This window comes from Pseudoalteromonas sp. 0802 (genome assembly GCF_013350085.1).
In the GTDB taxonomy this organism is placed as follows: Bacteria; Pseudomonadota; Gammaproteobacteria; order Enterobacterales; family Alteromonadaceae; genus Pseudoalteromonas.
In genome coordinates this window covers 939,362-964,121 of the sequence record NZ_JABVXE010000001.1, presented here as the reverse complement: position 1 = coordinate 964,121, position 24,760 = coordinate 939,362, and the positions used below count along the sequence as shown (strand labels likewise).

Genomic DNA, 24,760 nt, shown 5'->3' with positions numbered 1-24,760 from the left:
CTTAAGTAGGGAAAGTCAGGACTGGTAAGGGGTACGAGCCTACCAAAAAGGTTAGGCTCATTTCATAAATTAAGCTTTATGTTTCATCAGGCGTTCTTTTTCACGCGCCCAATCTTTATTTTTTCCGTCTTCACGTTTGTCGTGCATCTTTTTACCTTTAGCAAGGTGGAACTCCAACTTCACCCAGCATTTTTTCCAGTACATTGCAGTCGCGATTAATGAAAAACCTTCGCGTTCTGTAGCACCGATAAGACGATCGATTTCACGCTTATTTAAAAGTAACTTACGATACCTTAAAGGATCGCAAATTACGTGAGTAGAAGCACTGTTGAGAGGCTGAATTTGACTGCCAAGTAAAAATGCTTCGCCGTTTTTAATGTGAATATAAGTCTCAGAGATGTTTACTTTACCAGCTCGGATACTTTTTACTTCCCAGCCCTGTAGTTCAACCCCTGCTTCGAACTTATCGTGTAAAAAATACTCATGACGCGCTTTTTTGTTAAGCGCGATGGTATTACTTGTCGATTTAGATGATTTTTTCTTAGCCATAGTGGCTCATATTATACGTAAAAACAGCGTTTTTACATCGCTTTTTTAAGGCTTTGCAGATATTTTCGTGTTACTAAAATTTGGGGAAATAGCCAAAGCTTGCTAAAATTCGCCGACAAAGTTGGGAGTGAATATGCCGCAAATAGAAAAAAGTGCGCTGGTAATGTACAGCAGCAAAGAAATGTTTGATTTAGTGAATGATGTTGATGCTTATCCAGAGTTTTTACCACATTGCTCAGATGCAAAAATCGTTACACAACAAGCCAGTGGCATGACGGCCAGTTTAGAGATCTCAAAAGCCGGCTTAAAAAAGTGGTTCACTACCGAAAATACCTTTATTGATGAGCAAACTGTTGCACTACGCTTAGTCGACGGCCCATTTAAAAAGCTGCAAGGTAAATGGCATTTTTTACCGCTGGACGATAAAGCATGTAAAGTTCAGCTTCACCTTGAGTTTGAATTTGCTAGTAAACTTATTGAGATGGCTTTCGGTAAAGTATTTAACGAAGTCGCTAAGAACATGGTTAATGCATTTACACAACGCGCTAAAACTGTATATGGAGTTCGCCCATGATCACTGTTGAAGTGGTTTTTGCCTTACCTACAACGGCAACTAGTTTGCTGGTAGAAGTGCCAGTAGGCACTACAGCTGAGCAAGCGGTGATTAAGTCAGGTATTATTGATAAGTGCCCTGAAATAGACGCAAATAACCTAACGCTTGGGATTTGGAATCGTACTTGTAAACTGCATCAAGAAGTAAAAGATGGCGATCGCATAGAAATCTATCGACCGCTTATTGCTGATCCAAAGGATGCACGCAGACGCCGGGCTGAAAAAGCCAAAGAAGAGGGCCGAGCCAACAAAGTGACGGGCGGTCGCCCTTTAAATAAAGCATAAAAAAGGGTAGCTTAGGCTACCCTTAATAATTTGCGCTGCTATTACTCTTGTTCAAGCGGCGTATTAAATTCGCTAGGTTGTTCATAGTCTCCCGACAACGAAACAAGCTTATCGTTTTCAAAGTTAATAGTGAGTGACTTACGTTGCTCGTTGCTACGACCAAGGTTGAATACGTACAGGTAGTGCCAGGTATTTTTATCAAATGAGTCTTCAGCTACTGGCTTGCCTAGTACATACAGTACTTGCTCGCGAGTCATATTTACACGAAGCTTATCTACATCTGATTGCTCTAAGAAGTTACCTTGAGGAATGTTGATTCGGTAAACCCAGCTTGAACACCCTGCTGTAGCACTTAAAGTAAGGGTAAGTACTAACCAAAAAGAAAAAGTTTTAAACGACTGCATTATTTGTTTGAATCCTTATTTTTTATACACTGCATGATACCGATTAGTCACAGAAGGTAAAACCCTTTTCAGCAATTGTTTTTACTGAAATGCGATTAACAATCACGAGGCACAGATTTGACCACAGCAAACCCAGAAAGTTTACAGCAGCCTATAAAAAACAACGAAAATTCAGAGGCTCTGTGGCATTTGTATATAGTGCAAACACGTTTAGGTCATTGGTACACTGGGATCAGCACTAACGTTGAAAAGCGTTTTATGCAGCATCAAGCGGGAAAAGGGGCTAAAAACCTCAAAGGCAAAGGGCCTTTAACACTTATCTATCAACAGCAGGTAGGTAATCGTAGTGAAGCAACTAAACTTGAAATAAGCGTAAAAAAGCTCAGCAAAGCACAAAAAAGACAGTTTGTTTTAACCTCTGAACTACCCAAATAGCTAACTTGGAAGCTTTTCAATAAATAGGGCTATCTTCGCTATGGCATATTCGAACAATGTAAAGTCGATGTGCGCCGCTGTGTCAGTGCTTTGATGATGATGTTTATCGTGTCCGATGCCAAAATAAATGTAAGGGATCCCGGCTTTAGCGAATGAATAATGATCACTTGCTCTGCGCCAATCAACTTTGAGATCAAATAATCGATTCAGCCTCGCTGACGAGCTAGTTGCCATAAAGGTTAGCTGCTCATCAGATAGGGTTTTAATGTCAGTTTGATATTGCGCTAGTGATTGCTTATCTAAAAACGCATAGATACGAGGTTTTCGTGGGTTTACAACGAGCATATCTAAATTAATATTAAGTTTGATTTCGTCTTTATTAAGTGTTGATACCAAGTACTCGCTACCATGTAGGCCATTTTCTTCTGCATCGGTTGCAACAAAAACTAATTGATAGGGCTGGGTGCTTTGTGCAAAGTGCTCAGCTAAATAAAGTAAAGCGGCAACGCCGCTGGCATTGTCATTAGCACCAGGATAAAGCCGACTGCCTTTTTGCCCTAGGTGATCATAGTGGGCAGTAAAAATAACTTTTTTACAGTTTTCACAGCGGCTATTTTGGGACGCAATAATGTTCCGCCCAGTAGCCTTGCCAAAGAATCCTGATTGATAAGTAAAACTTTGCTCATCAACAGTGTAGCCAAGTGAGGTAAAGCGCTCAGAAACAAACTCTGCGGCTAACTGAGCGCCTTGAGTCGCCGTTTTTCGCCCTGCAAATTGAGCCGATGTTAGCGTTATGATGTCTTGTTCTAAGTCTTTACTGGCAAAAGCGTGCCCAGTGCTTATCAGTACAGCACTAGCGGTAATCAATAAGCTTTGCAGTATGCGAGCGAAGCGCTTGTAATTTACTTTCGTAACGCTGTTTATCATGATCAAAGTCTGCTTTATTGTTTGCCATAGTTAAATATTTTTTAGCCAGCTTTAAGTCACCCAATTGATAGTAGGTTCTCGCTAAACCAAAATCAGTATCATGCAGGGTTGGATTTAAGTCACGGGCTTTTTTGTAGTGCTTTAAGGCATCTTGATAACGGGCGGTTGTATAGGCGTCATTTCCTAAAGAAATATGATAATACGGGTTTGCTTGGCGCTTTTTATCAAGCTTGGCTAATATAGCTTGACCTTGCTCTTTACGATCGGTCAGGTTATAGAGTCTTGCTAAGTTGCCTAATGCGGTGTTGTTGTCTGGATCTAAACTAATCGCGTATTGGTAGGCTGTTTCTGCATTTTGATAGTCACTCGTTAATCTGAATAATACCCCAAGGTTGCCCCATGCACCTGAGTAGTTGCTATCAATATCAACTGCCGCCTTGTAATAGCTAAAAGCAGTATCATAATCATGTTTTAGCATCGCAGCTGCACCTTTATTGTTATAAAACATTGCTGTGATGCGGGCTTTATTGATGTTGCTAGTTTTAAACGCTTCTTGGCGGCTGTTAGGGTCAAAGTCTATTACTAAAGAGCGCTCTTCTGGGTAAATGACTTTTCTATTTACCACCAGTTTTTGAGCTTCACTTACTTTTAAGTTGATATGGCCTGTGAGTAAATTAAAGCCATTATCAAGTGCCCAATATTCTGGGATATGCACTTTTTGAAATTGTCCTGCAAGGCCAAGGTAGTCAGCAAGACTATAGGCTAAAATCGATAACGATAAACAGTTGGCGTTTAAATTTGAGTAGGCTTGATTAGCGGTTAAGGTCGCACCAGATTGATAAGATAAAGACGCATCGCCATTTTGCAACAGGAACTTCAGCAAACGTTTAGTGCTTTGCAATGAACGGCTGTCTTTTGGAAAAGCACTATCAAGTTGCTCTTTTACATGTTTGCTTAATGCAAAAATCTCTTGTTGAGTTTCAACTGGGATTTGAGTAAACGTATTACTTTGCGTCAAAGCAAATGGTGGGGGAGCGGTGTTATTTTCTGTACTACTACACGCTGTTAATAAGCAAAAGCTTGAGGCTAAAACAATGCTAGATAATTTCATCTGACCCTCTTAAATCATGGCCTAATACCATTTAAGTATAGGCCGTGAATGAAAAAGGGGCAGGGTTAACTGTTACAAAACGTGTCAGCGTTTATCAAATGTCGCAACAAGGTCATCAAGGGTTTGCGCACTGTTCGCTAAGTCTTTGATTGCTTGTTCACTGTCAATTTGTTCACGCATGACGTTGTCACTAATGTCACTTATTTGTTCAATATTGCGACCGACATCTGCCACAACATTACTTTGCTCTTCGGTCGCAGTTGCTATTAAGGTTGCCATATCGTTTATTTCATTGGCAGCATCGTTAATGGCATTAAGTAATTCAACAGAGCTCTGCATTGCATCAACGCTTAATTGAGCTTGTGATTTTGAGTGATTAATATGATTAACCACTAAATCAGAGGTACTGGTAAGTTCACTGATCATAGTTTGAATTTCAGTTGTTGATTGTGAAGTGCGATTTGCAAGTGCTCTTACTTCATCTGCTACAACAGCAAAGCCTCGGCCGTGCTCACCCGCACGAGCAGACTCAATCGCCGCATTAAGTGCTAACAAGTTAGTTTGCTCAGAAATACCCCTGATAGAGTCAACAATACTGGCAATGGCTTGCGTTTTGTTGGCCAGCTCGTTTACTTGCTCGGTGATATTATCGATATCACATGCCAGCTCTATTATCGCTTCTTTACTTTGCGTTACCTGAGTATGGCTTTGTTCAGTGTTCTGCTTACTATTCTCAGTAAGCTTAGCCGTGTTCGCTGCGCTTGAGGCAATTTCTTGCACTGTCGCACCCATTTCATTAATCGCCGCAGCAACCGAGATAGTTTGCTCTTTTTGATTATCAAGCGCTTCTGAGTTCTTTTGTGCTTGCTGAAATACATGATCAGCGCTTTGTCTGATTTCACTACTCTCTTGAGCTACTTGACTAATTGCAGTTTCAATCTTAGAGATAAATTGGTTAAAGCCTGCAGATAAGTTAGCAAGTTCTGGCTGCTCAGAGTCAGGAAGTCTATATGCTAAGTTAGCATCACCAGAGCCTAAACGGGTGAATAACTCAGCCATTTTCGACAGCGGCGATGAAAGCGTGCGTGCAAGCACTAAACCAGCAAAACTTGCGATCAGCGCAATCACTATTGCAAAGCTGATGATTTGCCATTGTAAAACCTGAATACTCGAAAACACTTCGTGCTTAGGTACTTGGGCAATAACAAATAAATCGGTGTTTTTAATTGGACTTGCAGCCACTAAGGTTGCTTCTCCGTTGAGAACAATCTCTTGTAAATTGAAGTCGCTTTGCGTTAGCAGAGTACGCGTGATACCCGTTTTATAAACGTCATCCAACTTAGCTTTAGCGACTTTGTTTTCGTCTTTATGCAGCTGAATGAGGCCGTTTTTATCGGCAACAAATACAAAACCTGTTTCTTCGATTTGGAAGCGCTGCAGCATAGCCTGCATGTCGTCAATGCTTTTAGCAAGGCCTGCTAAACCAATGCCGTTGGTTTGCTGGTGGTTTACAAACATTTTCACATCAGTCGGCGACTCTTGATAGATACTGATAGAAAAAGGCTGTGCGGTGTTTGTAAACGCAAAAAACCAACCATCTTGTTCTTTAGTTAAAACGCGCAAGAAGCCGTCTTGGTTCCAATATTGTGCAGTTTCACGATTAGCCCACGAAGCTGTTGCTAAATCGTATTGCTTAACAAGGCGGTTAAGTTCTTTTAGCAGTGTTTTATCATCAGTATTGCCTGAACGCGCCCACTCTAATACAAATTCGTTACTAGAGAGTTGCTCAGCTGCACTGATCATTTGATTTATATCGTGAGTAATATAGTTATCAATTGCTTGAAGTTTGCTAGGTAGCTCAGATTCAATCATTCGTTGTTCGATGATTTGTTTTGCACTGTATATCGCTGTTGCGCCGATTAACGCAGCAACAATGAGAGCTATAGAACTGCCAAGCAGTGTAATTTTTTTAGTAATGGTGAGTTGATTTAACGCCATGAAAGTGTCTTAGTTTACAACATTTAAGTCAGTAATTTTAGCATACACTTTACAGATGACGAATCAATGTAGGGACAAAAAAAAAGCCCAAAGCATATAAGCAATTGGGCTTGGTTTCTAACAAGCGAAACTTACTTTCCAGGGTTAAACAATTTTCTTCATTGCTGACATGTAACCACGTAGCTTGCTACCAATGATTTCAACCGGGTGCTCGCGTAGTGCTTTATTCACGGCAATCAAGGTTTGGTTATCAACTTGGTTGCTAGCACTATCAAGTCCTTTACCAATCACATCAGTGTCGATGTCTTTCATAAAGTCTTGTAGAAGCGGTAAACACGCGTGGTTGTATAAGTAACAGCCATACTCTGCAGTATCTGAAATAGTTCGGTTCATTTCGAAAAGCTTCTTACGAGCAATGGTGTTTGCGATAAGCGGCGTTTCGTGTAGTGATTCATAGTAAGCAGATTCAGCGATGATACCTGCGGCAGTCATGGTTTCGAAAGCAAGCTCAACACCTGCTTTAACCATTGCAACCATTAAAATACCTTGGTCGAAGAATGCTTGCTCGCTGATCTCTTGGTCGGTATTTTGTTGCTTTTCGAATGCAGTTTCGGCAGTTTCTGCGCGCCATGCTAGTAATTTTGCGTCATCTTCAGCCCAGTCAGCCATCATACCACGAGAGAATTCGCCGCTGATGATATCGTCCATATGCTTGTTATAAAGCGGGCGCATAATTGTTTTAAGTTCTTCACTTAATTCAAATGCTTTCACTTTTGCTGGGTTTGATAAGCGGTCAAGCATGTTAGTCACACCACCATACTTAAGTGCTTCAGTGATCACTTCCCAACCGTATTGGATTAGCTTTGACGCGTAGCTTGCATCAATGCCTTTTTCCACCATTTTATCGAAGCAAAGTAGTGAACCTGTTTGCAACATGCCACATAGTATCGTTTGCTCACCCATTAAGTCTGATTTAACTTCTGCAATGAATGATGATTTTAGTACACCCGCACGATGACCACCGGTACCTGCTGCATATGCTTTAGCTTGCGCTAAACCATGGCCTTGAGGGTCGTTTTCTGGGTGAACCGCAATTAATGTCGGTACACCAAAGCCACGTTTGTACTCTTCACGTACTTCTGAACCAGGGCACTTAGGTGCAACCATGATTACTGTTAAGTCTTCACGGATTTGCATGCCTTCTTCAACAATGTTGAAGCCGTGTGAATAAGCAAGTGTTGCACCTTGTTTCATTAGCGGCATGATGGCAGTTACAACAGCCGTATGTTGTTTATCAGGCGTTAGGTTTAATACTACATCTGCTGTTGGGATAAGCTCTTCATATGTGCCTACAGTAAAACCATTTTCAGATGCGTTTAAGAAAGATTGACGACGCTCAGCAATCGCTGATTCACGAAGAGTATAAGAAACATCTAAACCAGAATCACGTAAATTTAAACCTTGGTTAAGGCCTTGTGCGCCACAACCGACAATAACGAGTTTTTTCCCTTTTAAAGCGTCTACACCATCAGCAAACTCTGCTGGGTCCATAAATTCACACTGCGCTAATTGCGCTAACTGCTCTCTTAAAGGAAGAGTATTAAAATAATTCGCCATTGTTAGTGTCCTATAAATACAATTTTGTTAGAAAATCAAAGAACCGACGTGGTGTTCTTTGTATGTATTAACACTATGCAATTTTTTACCTTGCGTAAAATGATATATTTGAATTAAAGTATTTCATAAAATGAAATGGTGGCGATATGGATCACAAACATCTTAATTACTTTTTGGCGTTAGCTAAGACGTTGCACTTTGCTAGGGCCAGTGAGCTTTGTCATATCAGTGCGCCCACTTTGAGCCGCAACATCAAGCAACTTGAAGAAGAAGTTGGGGTAGTGCTGTTTAATCGGGATAATCGCACCGTCAAATTAACTCGCGAGGGTGAGTCATTTATTGAGTACGCTAATGCGACGTTGGCTAACTGGCACCGTTTTAAGGCTAACGTACAAGAGCCGCAACAGCATGTTTATGGCAATGTCAGTATTTATTGCTCAGTAACCGCCTCATATAGTTTTTTACACCAAATACTTGAGCAACTGCGAATGCAACATCCATATATTGAAATTACCCTCAATACAGGTGATCCCGCTCTTGCAATTAATCGTGTTTTAGATGGCCATGAAGATATGGCAATTGCTGCAAAACCTATGAAGTTACCGGGGCAAATAGCCTTTACAAGCGTTGGTTACTCACCATTAGTATTGATAGCACCAAAAATAGCATGCCCGATCAGCGAAAAGCTATCTGCTAATGAACAAATTGATTGGTCAGATTTAGAATTTATTGTTGCTGAGCAGGGTTTATCTAGGCAGCGACTTGAGCAGTGGTGGCGTAAAAAAAATATTCATGGCCGTATATACGCGCAGGTTGCAGGCCACGAAGCCATGGTTTCTATGGTGAGCTTAGGTTTAGGTATTGCCATGGTGCCCAAAATTGTATTGGATAACAGCCCACTTAAAGATAAAGTACAAATAGTGAGTGATGCGGAGCAGAGTATTGCAGGATTTGAAATTGGTCTAGCTGTTTTAAATAAAGAGCGCCATGATCCGGCACTCAACGCAATTTGGAGTATTGCTCAATCGCTTACTCAGCAAGCAATCTAGCTTAAGAGCTAGTCACTAACACTTTATTGCTAACTATATTATGTTGATACAAATGGCTTAATTTAAATTAATTATTTAGTATTGGTTTTTGTAAAAAATATTCGTGGTTTTTGCTGGTTTTACGTTTGTAAAATCCTTTTTCATTGATTTTTTTAATGGGGTTGATACCGTATTTTAAAATAATAAAACTTTCATGGCCTAGACTCATGATACTTTCAGCGCAAGCCGAACATTCATTAAGCTACTCGAGCCACTGTTTGAAGCTCGCAATTCCTTTAATGGTAAAATACAAAATGCCAATTACACCGCTTAATTATGCGCTTTGGTATTGCTATGTGAGTGAAAAGAACCAAGACTTAAACGAAGAGCTTGATAGTATTATTAAAAAATACAATACCTGCAGTCATGAGCAGGCAAAGCACCTTTTCAACAAGTACTTATCTAGAGATGACTTAGCTCTTTTTTATCAGCTTTCGAGTGGCTTTAATGATGTTGTTGGTAGGGTGCATCAAGATATCAATGAAGCACTTAGTTACTCAGCTGAATTCAACCAAGCTTTGCAAGAATGCCGTGACACACTAACTAGTGCTGATATAAGTCAGGAAAGGGGCTTTGATGATGTACTTGATTGTGTCGAGCGCTTAAGTGACGAGTCGGCAGCTTTGCAAAGTCGTGCACAAGATTTTCAAAATCAGCTTGCGCTGGCTTACTCAGAAATTACAGAATTAAAACAAGAGCTTGTCAGGTCTAGAAGTAAAGCCGAAAAAGACCCGCTTACAGGGCTTTATAACCGCGGTAAGTTTGATGAAGATATCACGCGGTTTTGTCAAACCAATGACTTAGCTGAAGTCACTGTTCTTACTATGGTTGATATCGATCACTTTAAACAATTTAACGACACTTTTGGTCATCAAAAAGGAGACCAAGTTTTGCGTGCAGTTTCAGCAAAACTACTTAAACATGTATCTAGTGTTGGTCAGGCCTATCGTTATGGTGGTGAAGAGTTTTGTTTCACCGCACAGTTTGCAAGTATAAGTGACATGACTAATTTTACTCAGCAGCTGCGTCATGCTGTCGCTAAATTACAGATTAAAGAGCCTAAATCTAATAAGGTGTTAAGCCAAGTCACTGCTAGCTTTGGTATTGCTATAAAAGCTAAAAATAGTAATCCAGAACAACTTATAGCAAAAGCCGATAAAGCACTCTATTTAGCCAAAGAACATGGCCGAAATCGTATCGAAATCGTCGAAGAGTAACAAACTTAACCGATATATGTATCAAATTTGTGAATAGTTGTAACCTTGCAACGACAGTTTGTTCACATCTTGATATTATGCTCTTATTGCAAAACCCCTTTGGTCGTAAAATAACAATGAAATCTCAAACGATCAGGATGTGCGCAGCGGTTTATGTCTTGATAGGCATGCTAGTAAGTCAAGCAAGCGCCGATGACTCAACGCGCACTGAACGTGAAAGCCGTGTGGCAAATCAACAGATCGATACCCAGCAGTGGCACCTAAGTATTAATACGGGAGCTGGGGTGATCACGAACCCACTTCATGGTGGTGATAACTTACCATTAATTGTGCTGCCTGAAATCGCTTTTTATGGTGAAAAATGGTTCTTTGATAATGGCCGTTTAGGTTATTCATTCCAAGAAAGCGATACTCATGTTGTTAATTTCGTAACCGAGTTCAACCCTGAGACTCGCTTCTTTATAGATTTTCACCCTAGCAATGTTTTCGCACTGCAAACATCGAATAGCTTTATTGTTGAATCGACTACTAGTAATGAACTGGCAGAAAAGTCAGTATCTACGAACGATATTAAAAAAAGACGATGGGCATTAGATGCTGGCTTAAGCTATCACTATATTCATAATAATCATGTGATTTCTTTACAGGCACTAGCCGATGTTTCGAGCGTTTATAAAGGCCTTCGTAGTGCTTTACAATGGCAATCACATCACCGAATAGGAAACCTATCTGTCGCACCTAGCTTAGGGGTTTGGTACAAATCAGCCAGACTAAATGATTATTTTTATGGTTTATCGGCTAAAGAGTCCTCATATGGGGAAATAGATGTTGGCAGTAGTTGGCAACCTTATGCTAAAATCGACGCCCGTTGGCCCCTGAGTGAGGCTAACTCTCTTCGTTTTCATTTAGCATATTATGACTACTCAGCCGTGGATGACAGTCCGCTTTTTGAACACACGTACTCGATGACTGCATTTATAGGATTCAATCATATTTTTTAATATGAAGTATTTTGTTTTTAGTCTGTGTGTGTTTGTTGCTGTTATTTGGGTTACCCCAAGCCATGCGCAAGCGACTCAGTTTGATATCACACCAAAAGTGTGTGTTGTATTACAACAGCACGAATTTTGTGATCTTGAGTTAAAAATCAGCTGGCAAACACAGCTGCCTCAAGATCTGTGTTTGTTTCAAAATAACCAACAAATTCAATGCTGGAACGACAGCAAAAAAGGGCTTTACAGCCATAAAGCGCGGGTTCAGGTTGAAACAATATACTCCTTAGTCAATCCGCACACGGGGAGCAAAATTGCGACCGCAAAAGTCGAAGTGCAAAGCACCGAAGCAAAAACAACGAGGCGTAGATTACGCTCACCGTGGAGCTTTTTTTAATTCAGGAGCAACCAATGGCAAAGATTTTACTTGTTGAAGATGATCTCGGCTTACAGCAGTTAACACGTGATTACCTTCAACATAATGGGTTGGATGTTGCGGTCCTTGAACGCGGCGACGAAGTATTTGAATACCTTGAAAACAACCCAGTTGATTTAATGATTTTAGATGTCATGTTACCGGGTAAAGATGGCTTTAGCGTTTGCCGTCAGGTACGTGATAAATTTAGCTTACCTATTTTAATGCTGACAGCTAAAGGTGAGGACTTTGACCAAGTGATTGGCCTTGAACTTGGCGCAGATGATTATGTAATTAAGCCTGCAGAACCTCGTGTATTGTTAGCACGTATCAATGCATTGTTACGTCGCGGTCAAGCTACAAACAAAGCGCCAGAAGAGCTTAGCTTTGGCGATTTAACCATTGATAAAACTAGCCGCATTGTTACACTTAAAGGCAGTGAAATTACACTGACTTCTCATGAATTTGAGTTGCTTTGGTTGCTAGCGTCAAATGCTGGTGAAGTGTTAAGTCGTGAGCATGTTCATCAACACATGATTGGTCGTCAATATGATGGTTTAGACCGAACCGTTGACGTACGTGTATCGCGTATCCGTAAGAAATTAGGTGATAACAGTGATAAACCATACCGAATTAAAACAGTTTGGGGACAGGGTTACCTTTTTGTATCTGACGCATGGGATATGTAATTTTTAATGGGGAAACTATTTGCTAGCTTATATCTTTATATAATAGTTTCTCTGTTTCTAGTTAGTGGGGTCATAGAGCAGTTATGGCCCTACGAAGAAACCCAACAACAAATAGCCCTTGACCAAGAATTTGGTAAATCTCTGTGGTTATTAAGCCAATCTGAAAATGGTTTAGCGACACTCCAGCAAGAATTCGAAAGCGAGATAATTAACCTCACCGATCTAGCACTTCCTGAAGATCTAAAAACACAGCTCAAAAATGACCATTACCTGTATTTGTTCAATCAAGAACAAAAAGTGGTTTGGTACATAGCCCTTAATGACACTCAGCTTTTACATGTAGGCCCACTTTCAGTTGAAAATCCAAACTTTAGCTCTGTTTGGCCTTACTTTTTATTATTGACCGTGATTGGCTTGCCAATTGGACTTTGGAGTCTATTGCTTTGGCGTGACTTTAATAAATTGACGCTCGCCTGTGAAGCTGTAGGAGGATCGCAAGACTTTGAGCTTCACGATGCCTCAAAATCATTTTTTCTGCCGATTACTGATACCCTAAACGCGATGCAAGAGCGTATTCAGTATCTACTGGCTGCGCAGCAAGAACTAACTTCTTCCGTTTCTCATGAGTTTAGAACGCCCCTTGCGCGTTTAAAGTTTGCTGTTGCCATGCTCGAAGAGCAAATCGAGAATGAAAAATCCTACACTTACATTGATAACATGCAGGCTGATATTACAGAGCTTGAAGCACTGGTGTCAGAAATGCTTGAATACGCACGACTTGATTCACACCAACCAAGCTTAAAGCCCCGTTCCTGTGACCTAACAGCGCTTATCAATAGTGTGGTGAATAAACTCGAGTTTGCTACAGATATAGAGGTAGCATTGACTGCACCCAAGCAGCTTTACTACGAGTGTGACGAGCATTTTATGGCGCGTTGTATTCAAAACCTATTGGGCAATGCACAAAAATACGCAAACCATAAAATTCATGTAAGTGTTGAAGAATTAGGGGATTCAATACAAATAAGTGTTGAAGACGACGGCCCAGGGATCGCTAAATCTGAGTGGCAAAGTATTTTTAAGCCATTTACTCGTTTAGATAAAAGTCGTGACAAGAAAACTGGCGGCTTTGGGTTAGGGCTTGCCATTGTCGCTAAAATTGTTAGTTGGCATCAAGGGCAGTCTGAGGTGTGTGACTCACCATTAGGTGGAGCTAAATTTACTATTCATTTGTTTAAAAGTAACTCGCTTTAAATTGCAGGCATAAAAAAAGCGCCTAGGGCGCTTTTTAAAGATTAAAACCAAAAATAAACAAGTAGCAAAGTAATAGACCGCAATTAATTATAAAAGTTCGAAAAAAGTTTAATTATTTTTCATCTAATAATGGCATTAGCATTTTTTCAAGGCCATTGAGCTTCACTTCATACATCATTGCTAGCTGTGCACCCAACTGGGAATCAGGAAATCCTTGCTGTTTAAACCACACTAAATAAGGCTCTGGCAGCAACAATAAAGGGCGGCCAGCGTACTTTCCAAATGGCATCTTAGTATTTATGGCGCGTTTGAGTTGAGCTGTATCCATCTTTATCTCAAAGAAATTTTAAAGCTAGATGATACGGTAAAAAGAGGAGAGAAAATAGGCTGTGACGGGCAAGAAACAGCCTATTTAGTGAGGGATGTAGGCCCTCAGAATAACAACCACTAATTAATTACGGCGTATTAGTGTAGCTGGTGACGACGCTTTTTCGTGAAGCCAAGTTTATTTAGCTTAACGACAATAGCTGGGTCGTCGATTCGTTCTGGTGTCTCACCGTCACGAAGAAAATGATCACTTGGTACTTGATATACATCGAGCATCTTGTTGAATAGCACTGTTCTGATATCCATTGCAGTCATGCCATTATTTTGTAACTCATCAAGTTGCTGCTGAATATCTGAAAGTTTCCCAGCACGTGCGTCATCCGTGTTTGCTAAAAATTCGTTGGTAAACTTATCTTTCATTTAAACAACCTCAATCCACCTAACAGTGCTGAATTAAAAACAGCGGCACTACACAACACTGTTAAACTTTTTTGTGTTAAAAATAGATACTTAGCTAAGCACCTTGAAATTAATTCTACTCTTTTTTTTAGCCTGATTGCTAATCTGGATGTAAAGCTTTGTAAATAAGCTTGACCCAATAGAGGGACTGATTTGGCTTGTCGTGAAAACTAGTTAGCCAACTAACTGAATACAGTGAAAATAATTCTCAGTACCATGAAAAGGTACCGAGAATTATTTTTTACATTAAGAGAAAAGTTTTTGTTTTACATGCTCTGCGAAGCCGCTACCAGCTTCTAAATAGAAGTTATATGTGGAATCAACCCCCATATCTTCTAGTTCTTTTTGCTGATCTGGGTAGTTTGCAATGGCTGTAACTTGACCTTCATAACCAGAAGCACGCAGTTGCTCTAAGGCAAAAATATTTTGCATGTGTTTTGGCATTGCAAGCATCACCATACCTACATGTGAGTGGTTTACCCGTTGCCAAAAGTCAGGGTCAGTGGCATCAGCAAGTAGCACCCGGCGGCCTCGTTTAATATGCTTATCAACAACATCTGGCTTAATATCGATTCCAGCAACAAGGTTAGGGTGAGTTTGACTGATTGTTTCATAGGCACCTGTACCAATTCGACCCATACCAAAGATTACGATTTTAGTGTCATTTAGATTAACTGGCAGCTCTTCTGCAAGACGGCTGTCGCTTTCAAATTTTAGTAGCCAATGTTCTATTTTTACATACACTTCATTCGAGCGTTTATTTAATGGTGATGCGAGTATAAAGGTGATTGACACAGCGATAGCCATGACGGCTAGCCATTCAGATGTGATCATATTGCTGGTGGCTGCAACGGCGCAGACAATTAAACCAAATTCACTGTAATTAGCTAAGCTAAACGCGCTTAATAGTGAAGTACGAGCACGTAATTTGAAGGCGTTTGTTAGCACATAATAAAGTGCAACTTTTACAGGCAAAACTAAAATAATGATGAGTGCAACAATCACGGCATGGCTGGTCAGCTCTGCATTCAAACCAATATTTAAGAAAAAACCAACCAGCAACACGTCTTTTAAATTAAGGAGTGACTTTGATAATTCACCGGCTTTTTTATGCGATGCGAACATCATACCGATAATCAACGCACCTAAATCACCTTTAAGACCTGCAAATTCGAAGGCCTGATAGCCAATAATTAGCGCAAAGAAAAAACCAAACAGGGGTAATAACTCACCATGCTTTGAGCGGTTTAATACCCAAAACATCACAGGGCGTAAAATAGGTAAACCCACTAATAATGCCAAAGCCCAAATGTTAGGTGCTTTACCTGTGCTGATGGCTAAGAAGACAACGGCAAAGATATCTTGCATAACCAAAATACCAATGGCGATTTTACCATGGAGACTTGCCATTTCACCGCGTTCTTCAAGCACTTTTACAGCAAAAACGGTGCTTGAGAAGCTAAAAGCAAAGCCGACTAACAATGCACTTTGCCAAGTAAGCTCGTTAAATAAAGGCAGTGCAAGGGCTCCTAGCAACAACATAAAACCACTAAATAGCGTACTGCTTAAAACAATATGCATTGAGGCGGGCGCCCAAACTTGTGGTTTTATTAAGTTTGATACTTTGAGCTTAAGGCCAATGCTAAACAATAACAAAGTAACACCCAAGCTTGCCAACGTATTCAGCAGCTCGGTTGTCTTATATCCATATATGTTGAGTGCAAAACCCGCTAATAAAAAGCCGATAAGAGGTGGCAGCTTTAACTGATAAACAGCAAAGCCACAAACGAACGCGGTAGCAAAGTAGATTAGTTCCATAGTTTTTCTTTTGACTTCATTTGTTAGAAGTGTAGCGAAATATTTGTAGTTGGAAAACAATATCAGACAGTAAGAGTTCAAAAAATAAGCACTTATACATGATTTATCGATTAATCCGCCAAAAGCATCATTTTTTCGCTGACATTAGCTTTTAATTGTGGTTAAGATGCATTAACAAAGGAATTTAAGCCATAGGTTAGAAGCTGGCTTAAGGAGAAAAGATGTTTAAGAAAATCCTTGCATCAGTAGGTATTGGTGCAGCAAAAGTTGACACTGTACTTGAGACAGAGCATTTACAACCGGGTCAAAAATTTAATGCCGTTATTGTTATTAAAGGCGGCGATGTTGATCAAGACATATCGGGTTTAGACTTAGCACTGATGACACGTGTTAAAGTCGAAGGTGAAGATGGTGAGTACTTTACAAACCATGTAATTGAAAAGTGGCGAATTACAGATATCGGCACGATTGCAGCAGGTGCTGAAAAACATATTCCATTTGAAGCGCGACTGCATTCAGAAACACCGATCACTGAAATTAATGCTGGTTATAATCAATCACATGTGTGGCTTGAAACAGGCTTGGATATTGATTTAGCACTTGATCCAACTGATCGTGATGCACTTCATATTTATCCTAACGATGCTGTAAGCACGTTGATGGAAGCGATGGATAGACTTGGCTTTAGCTTAGTAAAAGCGGATGTTGAAAAAGGCTTCTTAAGAGCACCTACATTTCAATCACATTCGGGATGCTATCAAGAGCTAGAGTATCGACCAAACAGCCGAAGCCTATTTGGTCTACAAGAGATAGAGTTGTCGTTTGTTCCTGAAGCTCACAAAACTCATGTACTCATTGAACTTGATCGTGCCTTTAGAGGGGATGGTTATGTCGATTTAACCATTGAGCATGATCATGTAAATCTGTCGCAGCTGTGTGATCAGCTAGAACGATTATTTGCTTAGGCTAACTGCTGTTAAGTTAGTTAAAACCCAGCTACGGCTGGGTTTTTTGTCTTCAAAAAGGAGAGTTATGTTTTCTGTTAAAAGTTATAGTGAACTCAGTAAAGATGAATTATTTGCCATTTTACGGGCGCGGGTTGATGTATTTGTGGTAGAACAAACTTGCCCTTACCCAGAAATTGACGAAGTGGATAACAATGAACTGACCCAGCACGTGTTCTTGTTTAAAGATCAACAAGTGGCAGCCTATGCACGATGCTATAAAAAGAATGAGCAATTTAGCGCATTTGGTCGTGTGCTGGTAGCAGAGCAATTCCGTGGTGAAGGTTTGGCGAGTAAGTTGGTGCAAACTGCGATAGACACATGTAAAGAGCATTGGCCTGACAAAGCGATTATGATTGGTGCTCAGTGTTATTTAACAGGGTTTTATCAGCAATTTGGTTTTGAAAATGTGGGCGATGATTACCTAGAAGATGGCATTCCACATCAAGATATGTGTTTGAAGTAGCCTAAATGGCCACTTCAAACATAAACATTTGTTAGCTTAACAGAGAGTTAGCAAATACGAGCGAAATGGCTAGTGGGCAAATAAACTTGATATACCATGGCCATACTTTCCAGAAGAAGCTATTGGCAGCTTCAGGGCATCCTTGTTGAATTTCTTTTAGCAGTGACGCGCGATGCCAAATCCAACCAACAAAAATACAACACATTAAGCCTAGAATCGGTTGACCAATCTTAGTGGTTAAGGTGATCACAAAGCCAAACAAGGTGCCTAGGTTAAAGACAATTGTAAAACTAATGAGCGCAATAATACCGCCAATGATCCATGTAGCTTGCACACGCTTTAACGCAAAGCGTTCAACAGCATAGGAAACAGGTGCTTCTAGCATCGAAATCGATGAGGTTAACGCTGCAATACTCATTAACGCAAAAAATGCAAAGCCAACAAAAATACCCACATTACCCATGCTAGTGAATAGTGCCGGCAGCACTTGGAATACTAAGGTATCTTCTGAAAGTAGTGCGCCTTCAGCAGAGAAAATTTGTACGCCTTGAGCTTGAGCAACATACATAGCTGGAATAATGAGTAAACCCGCTACAAAGGCAATGAACACATCGATTAAAGTCACATAAGCGCCTAACGATACTAAGTTTTCTTTTTTGCTAATGTATGAGCCGTAGATGATCATTACGCTGGTACCAAGCGACAATGAGAAAAATGCTTGTCCTAGTGCATTCACTAATAACTCAGGGTTTAAAATCGATGAAAAGTCTGGCACTAAATACGCCTTTAGGCCTTCCATTGCGCCATCTTGCGTCATTACATAGATGATAAGCATAAACAAAATCCCTAACAGGGCAGGCATTAAGCGCTTAGACCATTTTTCTATGCCGTTTTCTACGCCCTTAGAGATAATAGAGACGGTTAAAATAATAAATGCGGCAGTGAATAGGAGGTTTCTTGATAGTGACTGCTCACTAAGCCAAGTACCAGCTTGCTCTTGACCGGCTAATTGTGCAACAGGTTCAAGGGTCGCACTCAGCATCCAGCCAGCCACAATCGCATAGAAGCTTAAAATTAGACCCGCACAAATAATACCGCCAAAACCCACCATGAAGGCGAACTTCTTTTGCCATGCTTGATTAGTTACTTTTCGAAGTGAAGTGACGGCATTAGCTTGACCATGACGACCAATTACTAACTCAGCCATTAAAGCAGGATAAGCAAGACAAAATGCTAACACTAAATAAGCCACTAAAAACGCGGCACCGCCATTACTTGCAGTTTGTGTTGGGAAACCCCAAATATTTCCTAAGCCAACAGCAGAGCCTGCTGCAGCCATAATAAATCCAAAGCGGGAGCTGAACTCCCCACGTGATGCGCTCATATTATTGTTACTTCTCTATTTGTGACGGCGCTGACAATCTACTCGAATTAACACTAAATAAAAAGGGTTAATCATCCGCATTTTCGTTGTTCTTCGTTATGTGCGAGCTGTCAGCGTAGAATTCGTGCAATTGCGCATTACAATACGAAACAATTAACACAAATGAAACATGTTTATTGGCTTTTATTTTGAATTGAAAGAGTAAAACACGCGCCACCTAGCTGCTTACTTTTTGATACTTCGACCGTGCCATGATGCCAATCAACAACTTTCGCAACGATAGCAAGGCCAAGCCCGTAGCTTTCTCCATCCCGGTTACGATGTGTTTGTTCTTGGAAAAATGGACTAAATACTTTTTGCCAGTTTTGTTCGCTGACACCCGGACCGTCATCTTCAATTTTTATGGTAACGGATTCACTGGTACTCGTAGCACTGAGTAAAATTTCTGATTTAGCAAAGTCGCAAGCATTACTTAATAAATTAACAATGGCCCGAGCTAACCAGTGTAAATCCGCACAAATATCACCGCCTTCAACGAGGTGATTAATGCGCAAGCCTTGTTGTTCAAGCTTGGGCTCAATTTGATGTATTAAAGTAAGAATATAGGTTTCTAGATCAGAATGATTAAAGGTCAACTGATTTGCCTTTTGCTCAAGGGTTGCAAATGCCAAGTAACTTTTTAGCATAGACTCCATTTGGTCTAAGTCGTTTTCCATTCGAGCAAGATACTCAAGGCGCTTTTCGTCATTAGGGCAGTCTTGCGCTGCTTCAAGGCCAAACCTTAAGCAGGCGATAGGTGTGCGAATATCGTGAGATAAACTTGATGCCATTAACTTATTTTCATCAAGAAGTTTTTCAATTTGACTCGCCATACGGTTGAATGTCAGCTCAACATCTTTGATATAAGTAAAGTGAGATAAGTGAATACGGCTTTTTAAATCACCTTTAGCAAAGCGTTGTGCCGCTTCGTTTAATACCGTTAAACGCTTGGCCAGTGGCGCAATGATAAAGCCCATAAATACGCATAACCCAGCGTAGAACAACAAGGTGAGTAATACATCGTTGCCTTGCTCGTGTGTTAAGTCTTTATCTAAACGCATTTTTAAGTGGTGTGTGCCCAAAGCTGCTTCACTGTAAAGTAAATAGTAGCCTTGCTGATCTTCGAGGATAAGGCCACTAGGTTGGGTCATTAGTGTTAACAATGAATGAGGTAGCGCAAGCGACTGTGTAGGGCGATACTCTAGTTGCACAGCAAAGTTTTGGTTAATATCCGCAATAGCTTGCTCACGATCTTTAGCATCATACTTAGCGAGTTGCTTTGCAAAGCCTTTAATCATTTGTGTTTCGCTAGAAAACACATCCTGAGGTGCTTGGGTTTGTTGGCTAAAAGCATCAATTAGCCAACCCAACACGATGATTGAAAGCAGGGCACTGCCAAGGAGTGAGATATAAAACTTTTTCACAGGCGCGAGTCGTTATTGCCAAGCGGTGGCAACAAGTAAATAGCCTTTGCCCCAGATAGTTTTAATTTTTTCAGGGTGCTGAGGGTCATCATTAAATTTTTTACGTAATGATGAAATCAGCACATCCACACTTCTGTCTAAGCCATCATATTCGCGCCCTTTCGTTGCCTTAAACACTGCATCACGTGAAACCACTTGACCTGCATTACTTGCTAAATAATGCAGTAGTAGGTACTCAGCGCTTGAGATATGAACCTCATCATTATTAAAGTAAACGGTACGTGACTCAGTATTGATTGATAACTTACCCACATTAATAAGCTCAGAGCTTGTGCTTGATTCGTGTGTATCTGATTTAGAGCGAAGTGCTGCTTTTATACGTGCTAATAAAGCGCGAGGGCGAACGGGTTTCATCATGTAATCACTGGCACCAACTTCAAGGCCAATCACTTCATCCATTTCATCATCACGTGCGGTGAGCATAATAATCGGGGCGTGATAAAACTGTCTTAAATCACGGCACACACTAATACCGTCTTGACCCGGAAGCATAATATCTAACAAAACTAAGTCAGGGTTTGTTTTACGTACCTGCTCAACGACTTGGTCGCCACGTTGGCATATGGTTGTTTGGTAGCCTTGTTCAATTAAATATTCCGCAACCCAATTGGCGAGAGAAATATCATCTTCTACTAATAAGATAGTTCCGTAATGTTCCATTATTTACTCCTGCTTAGAACAGTCGCCAACGACGTTTCTTTTGACGATTTTGATAGACCCACTGTAATTGTATTTCAGTGCTTGCAACAACCTTACCGTTATCACTGCTTATAAGTTCAAAACCTATGGTTTCTGCTGAATCAAATTGGTATCTAAATAAGCCCTTTTGTTGCATCAACCAGCACTGAATAATGTGCTTGCTTTGTGCATTACGTAAGCAGTAGTTACCAACTTGCTCTTGATGCCATGTTAAATCAACTTCTGCGTAGCAATTTCTGCCTTCACGCAGCGCTACGCAAGTGTCGGGCAGTGCAACTAACGCATTTTCAATATCTTTCTTACCTACAGATTGCTGCTCAGCGAGTAATGGCCCTGACAGTAATAAGGTAAAGCACAAATAATACTTAGAAAACATAACGCACGCCTACCTTGGCTTTATGCTGATACTCTTGAGAAATTATAGGGCTTTGGTGAATATCGTTTGAAAACCAAGTCGATAACCAACCAGTTAAAAACACCCAATGTCTGTTAATTGGGTATTCTGCATGAAATTCAAAAATAAGGCTGTAAGAGGTATCTGGGTTATATACAGGGCGAGTTTCTAGCGCTTCAGCTTCTGAAATGCCAAAGTAGTAATTTGTAAAGTCTGCTGAGTAGGCACTTAAGCCAACACCAGAGCGAAACTCCCAATTTCGCCAAGGAATGATCTGGCTAAAAAACGAATTCATTACCCAGCCATTATGTGCACCTGAAATATCATGCAGGTATTCAAATGAAATTTGCGAGTTTTCAAAGCGACGTGATAGGCGAAGACCTACATCAAAGTCGTAGTCGCGTGTTCTGATCCCTTCAAGCTCTTTAATTACTTCGTTACCATAAATATTTAAGCCTGTTTCATCAAAGCCAGATTGAATGTTGGTGCCGACAATATCTAAGCCCCATTCAAATTTATCGATAACGCTGTAACCTAATGTTAAACCGCCACTAAGTTGGCTTTGGTCATAATCGAGGTAAAAGCTGTCGTAAGAAACTGCGAGGTGTACGTCTGGCTCTATGCCATCATTATATGAATCCATGCCAATAAGGTAAGAGTCTTCAATGTAGTAACCTAACCCAATGCCCCAGTCCCATGCAAAGCCTTGACTTGGCTCTAAAGTATTGTCTGCATAATAGCGGTTACTTGCTTGGCTTGTGCTACTAAGCAAGGTTAAACATATCAATAATAGGGCACTGTAAGCTCGCAATGTTGCTTCCTTGTCTGTGAGAAAGGGTAATAGCTTATAGTATATTGTTAAGGAGTTCCTGTAATCTGTAAAAAAATGTAGTAACAGAAATTGGAAGTGTAAGAAAGTGTTGCAAATTCAAGGAGGGAAGCTGTTTGCCTATGGGCAGACAAACAGCAAAAGTTAGTTACTGAACTTTTATTTTATCGATTAAAATGCTGCTCAGGTAGTACTGCATCATAGGTGTAAGTGCACTAATTTCTGTACGGTTACACGGTCCTTGTTCCTTTTTAAATTCGTTCATTCGCGTAATCGTTTGATAAGCAGGAATCGTTACTTCTTGGTTAACTCGTGCCATACGTGCCTCTTCAGAGTTTTGTTCATGTACAAAAGTCGCTACTTCAAGTTCATTCTTTATTAGCTGCTGTTGTTCAAAGCTGTAGATCAGAGGCTCACGGTGAAAGCTTGCGCTGTCAATTGATGACTTTGCAAACCACACAACATCACCGGTTTTTCTATGAGTTAAGCGCATGCTTACTTGACCTAAGATCGTTGCACATTGCTGAACTGGAAACTGTTTTGCTACTTCATCAAATAAAGGCAGAGGCTTTTCTGGTGTTACCAATTGATATTCTGTGTCTTCTATAAGCTCAAGATCAAGCTGGTGAATAGATAGGGTATAATCTGCTTGAGTAGCCTCTTTAACTACATTTAATTGTTTGGCTGCAAGTGCTTCAGTAAGCTGACCATACAGGGTATCAGTCACACTGGTTTTGTCGGCAACTATCACCACAGTTTGGTTTTTACTCACTGCATGTGCAGGCAACTGTACTGACTTCACTTTAGGAGCTGCATGCTCTGTTTGGTACTCAACTTGAAAACGCTGGCTTTGTAAGCTTGGTTTCTTCGGCATCGAAAGTAATGGAGCTGGTTCAGGTTTTAGGGCGCAACCAGCTGAAATTAAAGTAAAAAACAAAACTACAAGTAAGCGCATGAAAAATAGTCTACCCATAAAAATTTAAGATTGAACGTATTGTACGTTAGTCGAGACAAAAGTTCATGATATTATGTTATGAGAAACTTCCAAAACAGGCATAAAAAAAATAAATAATGAAGTACAGCTTATCTTTAATTCCTTTTCTTTTTTCTTTAACACTGCTTTTAGTTAGCGGTGAAGCTGCTTCGAGTGATAAGCAATGGCAAACATTCGTTGCTGATTATAATAAACACCTCACCCGAAAATTAAAAAGTAAAGGGATCCCGGGTGGTTCATTGGCGATTGTAAATATTGGTCATGATGATTTTATTAATGGTATTGGTCGAACAAAAATAGAAAAAGGCCGCAAAGTCGATAAACATACCCGCTTTCGATTGGCATCAGTCTCTAAAACCTTTGCAGGCTCATTAACCGCTAAACTTGCAGCGCAAGGGGAGTTTAATATTGATGACCCAATAAGTAAGTTTATTCCTGCTTTTTCTAATACTGCTTACAAAGATGACTTAAAAATTTATCATATCCTTAGTCATTCTAGTGGCCTAGTACCTAATGCATACGATAACCTAATTGAGTCGCGTATGAGTTACCCAGATATTGTCGAGCGGCTATTGACGGTTGAGCCTATCTGCAAACCAAGCGAGTGCTACGGCTATCAAAATGTGATGTTTAGTTTGATTGACTCAGTGATTTATCAATCAACACAGATGGATTACACACATTGGATTTCAGAATATATCTTTGCGCCTTTAAAAATGGTGGATGCCAGTGTTGGTTTTGAGGGGATGGTTAAAGACAATAACTATGCACACCCTCATGTACGCGGCCGAAAACGTTGGTATACATCACGATTAAAGAAGAATTACTATAAAGTGCCTGCGGCTGCAGGTGTGAACGCCAGCGCAAATGACATGGCTATTTGGTTAAATGCGCAGCTAGGGCAATACCCTGACGTATTACCACTCGAAGCATTGATCAAACAAACCCGTCCTTATACACACACCAAAAAAGAAACTCGTCGCCGAGTTTGGCGAAGTCATGTTAAAGATGCTTACTATGGACTAGGTTGGCGTGTTTACAATTATGATGATGAAGTACTTTATTACCACAGTGGTTGGGTACAAGGTTATCGCAGCGATATCGTAGTATTCCCGCATTTAAACATAGGGTTTAGCTTAGTTCTAAATGCTGAAACAGGGTTAATTAATGAATTAACTACCGAGTTTATTAATCGGGTCCTTAAATACACGCGAGAGCAAAAATAGCCTAGTTAAAAAAGTTTAGTTACAAATTAATGCAAAATTATTTT

27 protein-coding genes are annotated in these 24,760 nt (G+C 40.4%); 12 read left to right on the top strand and 15 right to left on the bottom strand.

Going from position 1 to position 24,760, the window contains the following annotated elements; translation table 11 throughout:
- Positions 1 to 69: 69 nt before the first annotated feature.
- Positions 70 to 549: an SsrA-binding protein SmpB gene (gene smpB / locus HUS61_RS04480; protein ID WP_054551727.1), complete on the bottom strand. Its 480-nt coding sequence runs from the start codon at positions 547 to 549 to the stop codon at positions 70 to 72.
- Between the two features lie 133 nt (positions 550 to 682).
- Between smpB and HUS61_RS04475 the strand changes: the two genes are divergently transcribed.
- Complete coding sequence (locus HUS61_RS04475; protein WP_054561884.1) at positions 683 to 1,123, top strand: type II toxin-antitoxin system RatA family toxin; 441 nt, start codon at positions 683 to 685, stop codon at positions 1,121 to 1,123.
- The gene (locus HUS61_RS04470; RefSeq protein WP_055197025.1) at positions 1,120 to 1,446 is read left to right on the top strand and encodes an RnfH family protein; all 327 of its coding nucleotides are present in this window, start codon (positions 1,120 to 1,122) and stop codon (positions 1,444 to 1,446) included. The genes HUS61_RS04475 and HUS61_RS04470 overlap by 4 nt, the downstream gene beginning before the upstream one ends.
- A gap of 41 nt (positions 1,447 to 1,487) precedes the next feature.
- On the opposite strand, the gene HUS61_RS04465 is transcribed toward HUS61_RS04470, so the two are convergent.
- The gene (locus HUS61_RS04465) at positions 1,488 to 1,850 is read right to left on the bottom strand and encodes an outer membrane protein assembly factor BamE (RefSeq protein ID WP_054551724.1); all 363 of its coding nucleotides are present in this window, start codon (positions 1,848 to 1,850) and stop codon (positions 1,488 to 1,490) included.
- 117 nt (positions 1,851 to 1,967) lie between these two features.
- On the opposite strand from HUS61_RS04465, the gene HUS61_RS04460 reads away from it, so the two are divergent.
- On the top strand, positions 1,968 to 2,285 hold the full coding sequence (locus HUS61_RS04460) for a GIY-YIG nuclease family protein (RefSeq protein WP_062564301.1): 318 nt from the start codon (positions 1,968 to 1,970) through the stop codon (positions 2,283 to 2,285).
- On the opposite strand, the gene HUS61_RS04455 is transcribed toward HUS61_RS04460, so the two are convergent.
- From HUS61_RS04455 to ilvC, 4 genes are all read right to left on the bottom strand, one after another.
- The gene (locus tag HUS61_RS04455; RefSeq protein WP_175082061.1) at positions 2,286 to 3,152 is read right to left on the bottom strand and encodes a M20/M25/M40 family metallo-hydrolase; all 867 of its coding nucleotides are present in this window, start codon (positions 3,150 to 3,152) and stop codon (positions 2,286 to 2,288) included. It lies immediately after the preceding gene.
- The gene (locus HUS61_RS04450; protein WP_175078964.1) at positions 3,139 to 4,323 is read right to left on the bottom strand and encodes a tetratricopeptide repeat protein; all 1,185 of its coding nucleotides are present in this window, start codon (positions 4,321 to 4,323) and stop codon (positions 3,139 to 3,141) included. Before HUS61_RS04450 ends, HUS61_RS04455 begins: the two co-directional genes overlap by 14 nt.
- Positions 4,324 to 4,407: 84 nt before the next feature.
- Positions 4,408 to 6,321 (bottom strand): methyl-accepting chemotaxis protein, encoded by a 1,914-nt coding sequence (locus HUS61_RS04445; protein WP_175082062.1) that lies wholly within the window; start codon positions 6,319 to 6,321, stop codon positions 4,408 to 4,410.
- A 144-nt stretch (positions 6,322 to 6,465) separates the two neighbouring features.
- On the bottom strand, positions 6,466 to 7,938 hold the full coding sequence (ilvC, locus tag HUS61_RS04440; RefSeq protein WP_062564305.1) for a ketol-acid reductoisomerase: 1,473 nt from the start codon (positions 7,936 to 7,938) through the stop codon (positions 6,466 to 6,468).
- A gap of 146 nt (positions 7,939 to 8,084) precedes the next feature.
- Between ilvC and ilvY the strand changes: the two genes are divergently transcribed.
- The 6 genes from ilvY (at position 8,085) to HUS61_RS04410 (ending at position 13,593) form a co-directional block, all read left to right on the top strand.
- On the top strand, positions 8,085 to 8,987 hold the full coding sequence (gene ilvY, locus HUS61_RS04435; RefSeq protein WP_175082063.1) for an HTH-type transcriptional activator IlvY: 903 nt from the start codon (positions 8,085 to 8,087) through the stop codon (positions 8,985 to 8,987).
- Between the two features lie 206 nt (positions 8,988 to 9,193).
- Positions 9,194 to 10,243, top strand: coding sequence for a GGDEF domain-containing protein (locus HUS61_RS04430; RefSeq protein ID WP_175082064.1), 1,050 nt, complete (start codon positions 9,194 to 9,196; stop codon positions 10,241 to 10,243).
- Between the two features lie 167 nt (positions 10,244 to 10,410).
- Complete coding sequence (locus HUS61_RS04425; protein ID WP_175082065.1) at positions 10,411 to 11,244, top strand: MipA/OmpV family protein; 834 nt, start codon at positions 10,411 to 10,413, stop codon at positions 11,242 to 11,244.
- Between the two features lies 1 nt (position 11,245).
- Positions 11,246 to 11,632, top strand: a complete 387-nt coding sequence (locus HUS61_RS04420) for a DUF3019 domain-containing protein (protein WP_054561875.1) — start codon at positions 11,246 to 11,248, stop codon at positions 11,630 to 11,632.
- Positions 11,633 to 11,646: 14 nt separating this feature from the next.
- Positions 11,647 to 12,339 carry a response regulator gene (locus tag HUS61_RS04415; protein ID WP_054562019.1) on the top strand — a complete coding sequence of 231 codons (693 nt, stop codon included), beginning with the start codon at positions 11,647 to 11,649 and terminating at the stop codon, positions 12,337 to 12,339.
- 6 nt (positions 12,340 to 12,345) lie between these two features.
- Positions 12,346 to 13,593, top strand: a complete 1,248-nt coding sequence (locus HUS61_RS04410; protein ID WP_175082066.1) for an ATP-binding protein — start codon at positions 12,346 to 12,348, stop codon at positions 13,591 to 13,593.
- A gap of 112 nt (positions 13,594 to 13,705) precedes the next feature.
- On the opposite strand, the gene HUS61_RS04405 is transcribed toward HUS61_RS04410, so the two are convergent.
- From HUS61_RS04405 to HUS61_RS04395, 3 genes are all read right to left on the bottom strand, one after another.
- A complete protein-coding gene (locus tag HUS61_RS04405; RefSeq protein ID WP_062564309.1) occupies positions 13,706 to 13,921 on the bottom strand; it encodes a DUF3820 family protein in 216 nt (71 codons plus the stop codon).
- A gap of 137 nt (positions 13,922 to 14,058) precedes the next feature.
- Positions 14,059 to 14,340, bottom strand: coding sequence for a hypothetical protein (locus tag HUS61_RS04400; RefSeq protein ID WP_058585448.1), 282 nt, complete (start codon positions 14,338 to 14,340; stop codon positions 14,059 to 14,061).
- A gap of 285 nt (positions 14,341 to 14,625) precedes the next feature.
- On the bottom strand, positions 14,626 to 16,197 hold the full coding sequence (locus tag HUS61_RS04395; RefSeq protein WP_175082067.1) for a cation:proton antiporter family protein: 1,572 nt from the start codon (positions 16,195 to 16,197) through the stop codon (positions 14,626 to 14,628).
- Positions 16,198 to 16,418: 221 nt separating this feature from the next.
- Between HUS61_RS04395 and HUS61_RS04390 the strand changes: the two genes are divergently transcribed.
- Positions 16,419 to 17,162 (top strand): sporulation protein, encoded by a 744-nt coding sequence (locus HUS61_RS04390; protein WP_054561870.1) that lies wholly within the window; start codon positions 16,419 to 16,421, stop codon positions 17,160 to 17,162.
- Between the two features lie 67 nt (positions 17,163 to 17,229).
- Positions 17,230 to 17,667 carry a GNAT family N-acetyltransferase gene (locus tag HUS61_RS04385; protein WP_175082068.1) on the top strand — a complete coding sequence of 146 codons (438 nt, stop codon included), beginning with the start codon at positions 17,230 to 17,232 and terminating at the stop codon, positions 17,665 to 17,667.
- 31 nt (positions 17,668 to 17,698) lie between these two features.
- Here HUS61_RS04385 and HUS61_RS04380 read toward each other — a convergent pair whose 3' ends face one another.
- From HUS61_RS04380 to HUS61_RS04355, 6 genes are all read right to left on the bottom strand, one after another.
- A complete protein-coding gene (locus tag HUS61_RS04380) occupies positions 17,699 to 19,051 on the bottom strand; it encodes a sodium-dependent transporter (protein ID WP_063529127.1) in 1,353 nt (450 codons plus the stop codon).
- A 173-nt stretch (positions 19,052 to 19,224) separates the two neighbouring features.
- Complete coding sequence (locus tag HUS61_RS04375) at positions 19,225 to 20,514, bottom strand: ATP-binding protein (protein ID WP_175082069.1); 1,290 nt, start codon at positions 20,512 to 20,514, stop codon at positions 19,225 to 19,227.
- A gap of 12 nt (positions 20,515 to 20,526) precedes the next feature.
- The gene (locus HUS61_RS04370; protein WP_175082070.1) at positions 20,527 to 21,234 is read right to left on the bottom strand and encodes a response regulator transcription factor; all 708 of its coding nucleotides are present in this window, start codon (positions 21,232 to 21,234) and stop codon (positions 20,527 to 20,529) included.
- Between the two features lie 13 nt (positions 21,235 to 21,247).
- Positions 21,248 to 21,649, bottom strand: coding sequence for a DUF3019 domain-containing protein (locus tag HUS61_RS04365; RefSeq protein WP_062564316.1), 402 nt, complete (start codon positions 21,647 to 21,649; stop codon positions 21,248 to 21,250).
- A complete protein-coding gene (locus HUS61_RS04360; RefSeq protein WP_175082071.1) occupies positions 21,639 to 22,478 on the bottom strand; it encodes a MipA/OmpV family protein in 840 nt (279 codons plus the stop codon). Before HUS61_RS04360 ends, HUS61_RS04365 begins: the two co-directional genes overlap by 11 nt.
- Before the next feature lie 166 nt (positions 22,479 to 22,644).
- A complete protein-coding gene (locus tag HUS61_RS04355) occupies positions 22,645 to 23,451 on the bottom strand; it encodes a hypothetical protein (RefSeq protein ID WP_175082072.1) in 807 nt (268 codons plus the stop codon).
- A gap of 116 nt (positions 23,452 to 23,567) precedes the next feature.
- On the opposite strand from HUS61_RS04355, the gene HUS61_RS04350 reads away from it, so the two are divergent.
- Positions 23,568 to 24,716, top strand: coding sequence for a serine hydrolase (locus tag HUS61_RS04350; RefSeq protein ID WP_175082073.1), 1,149 nt, complete (start codon positions 23,568 to 23,570; stop codon positions 24,714 to 24,716).
- The last annotated feature ends 44 nt before the right edge of the window (positions 24,717 to 24,760 follow it).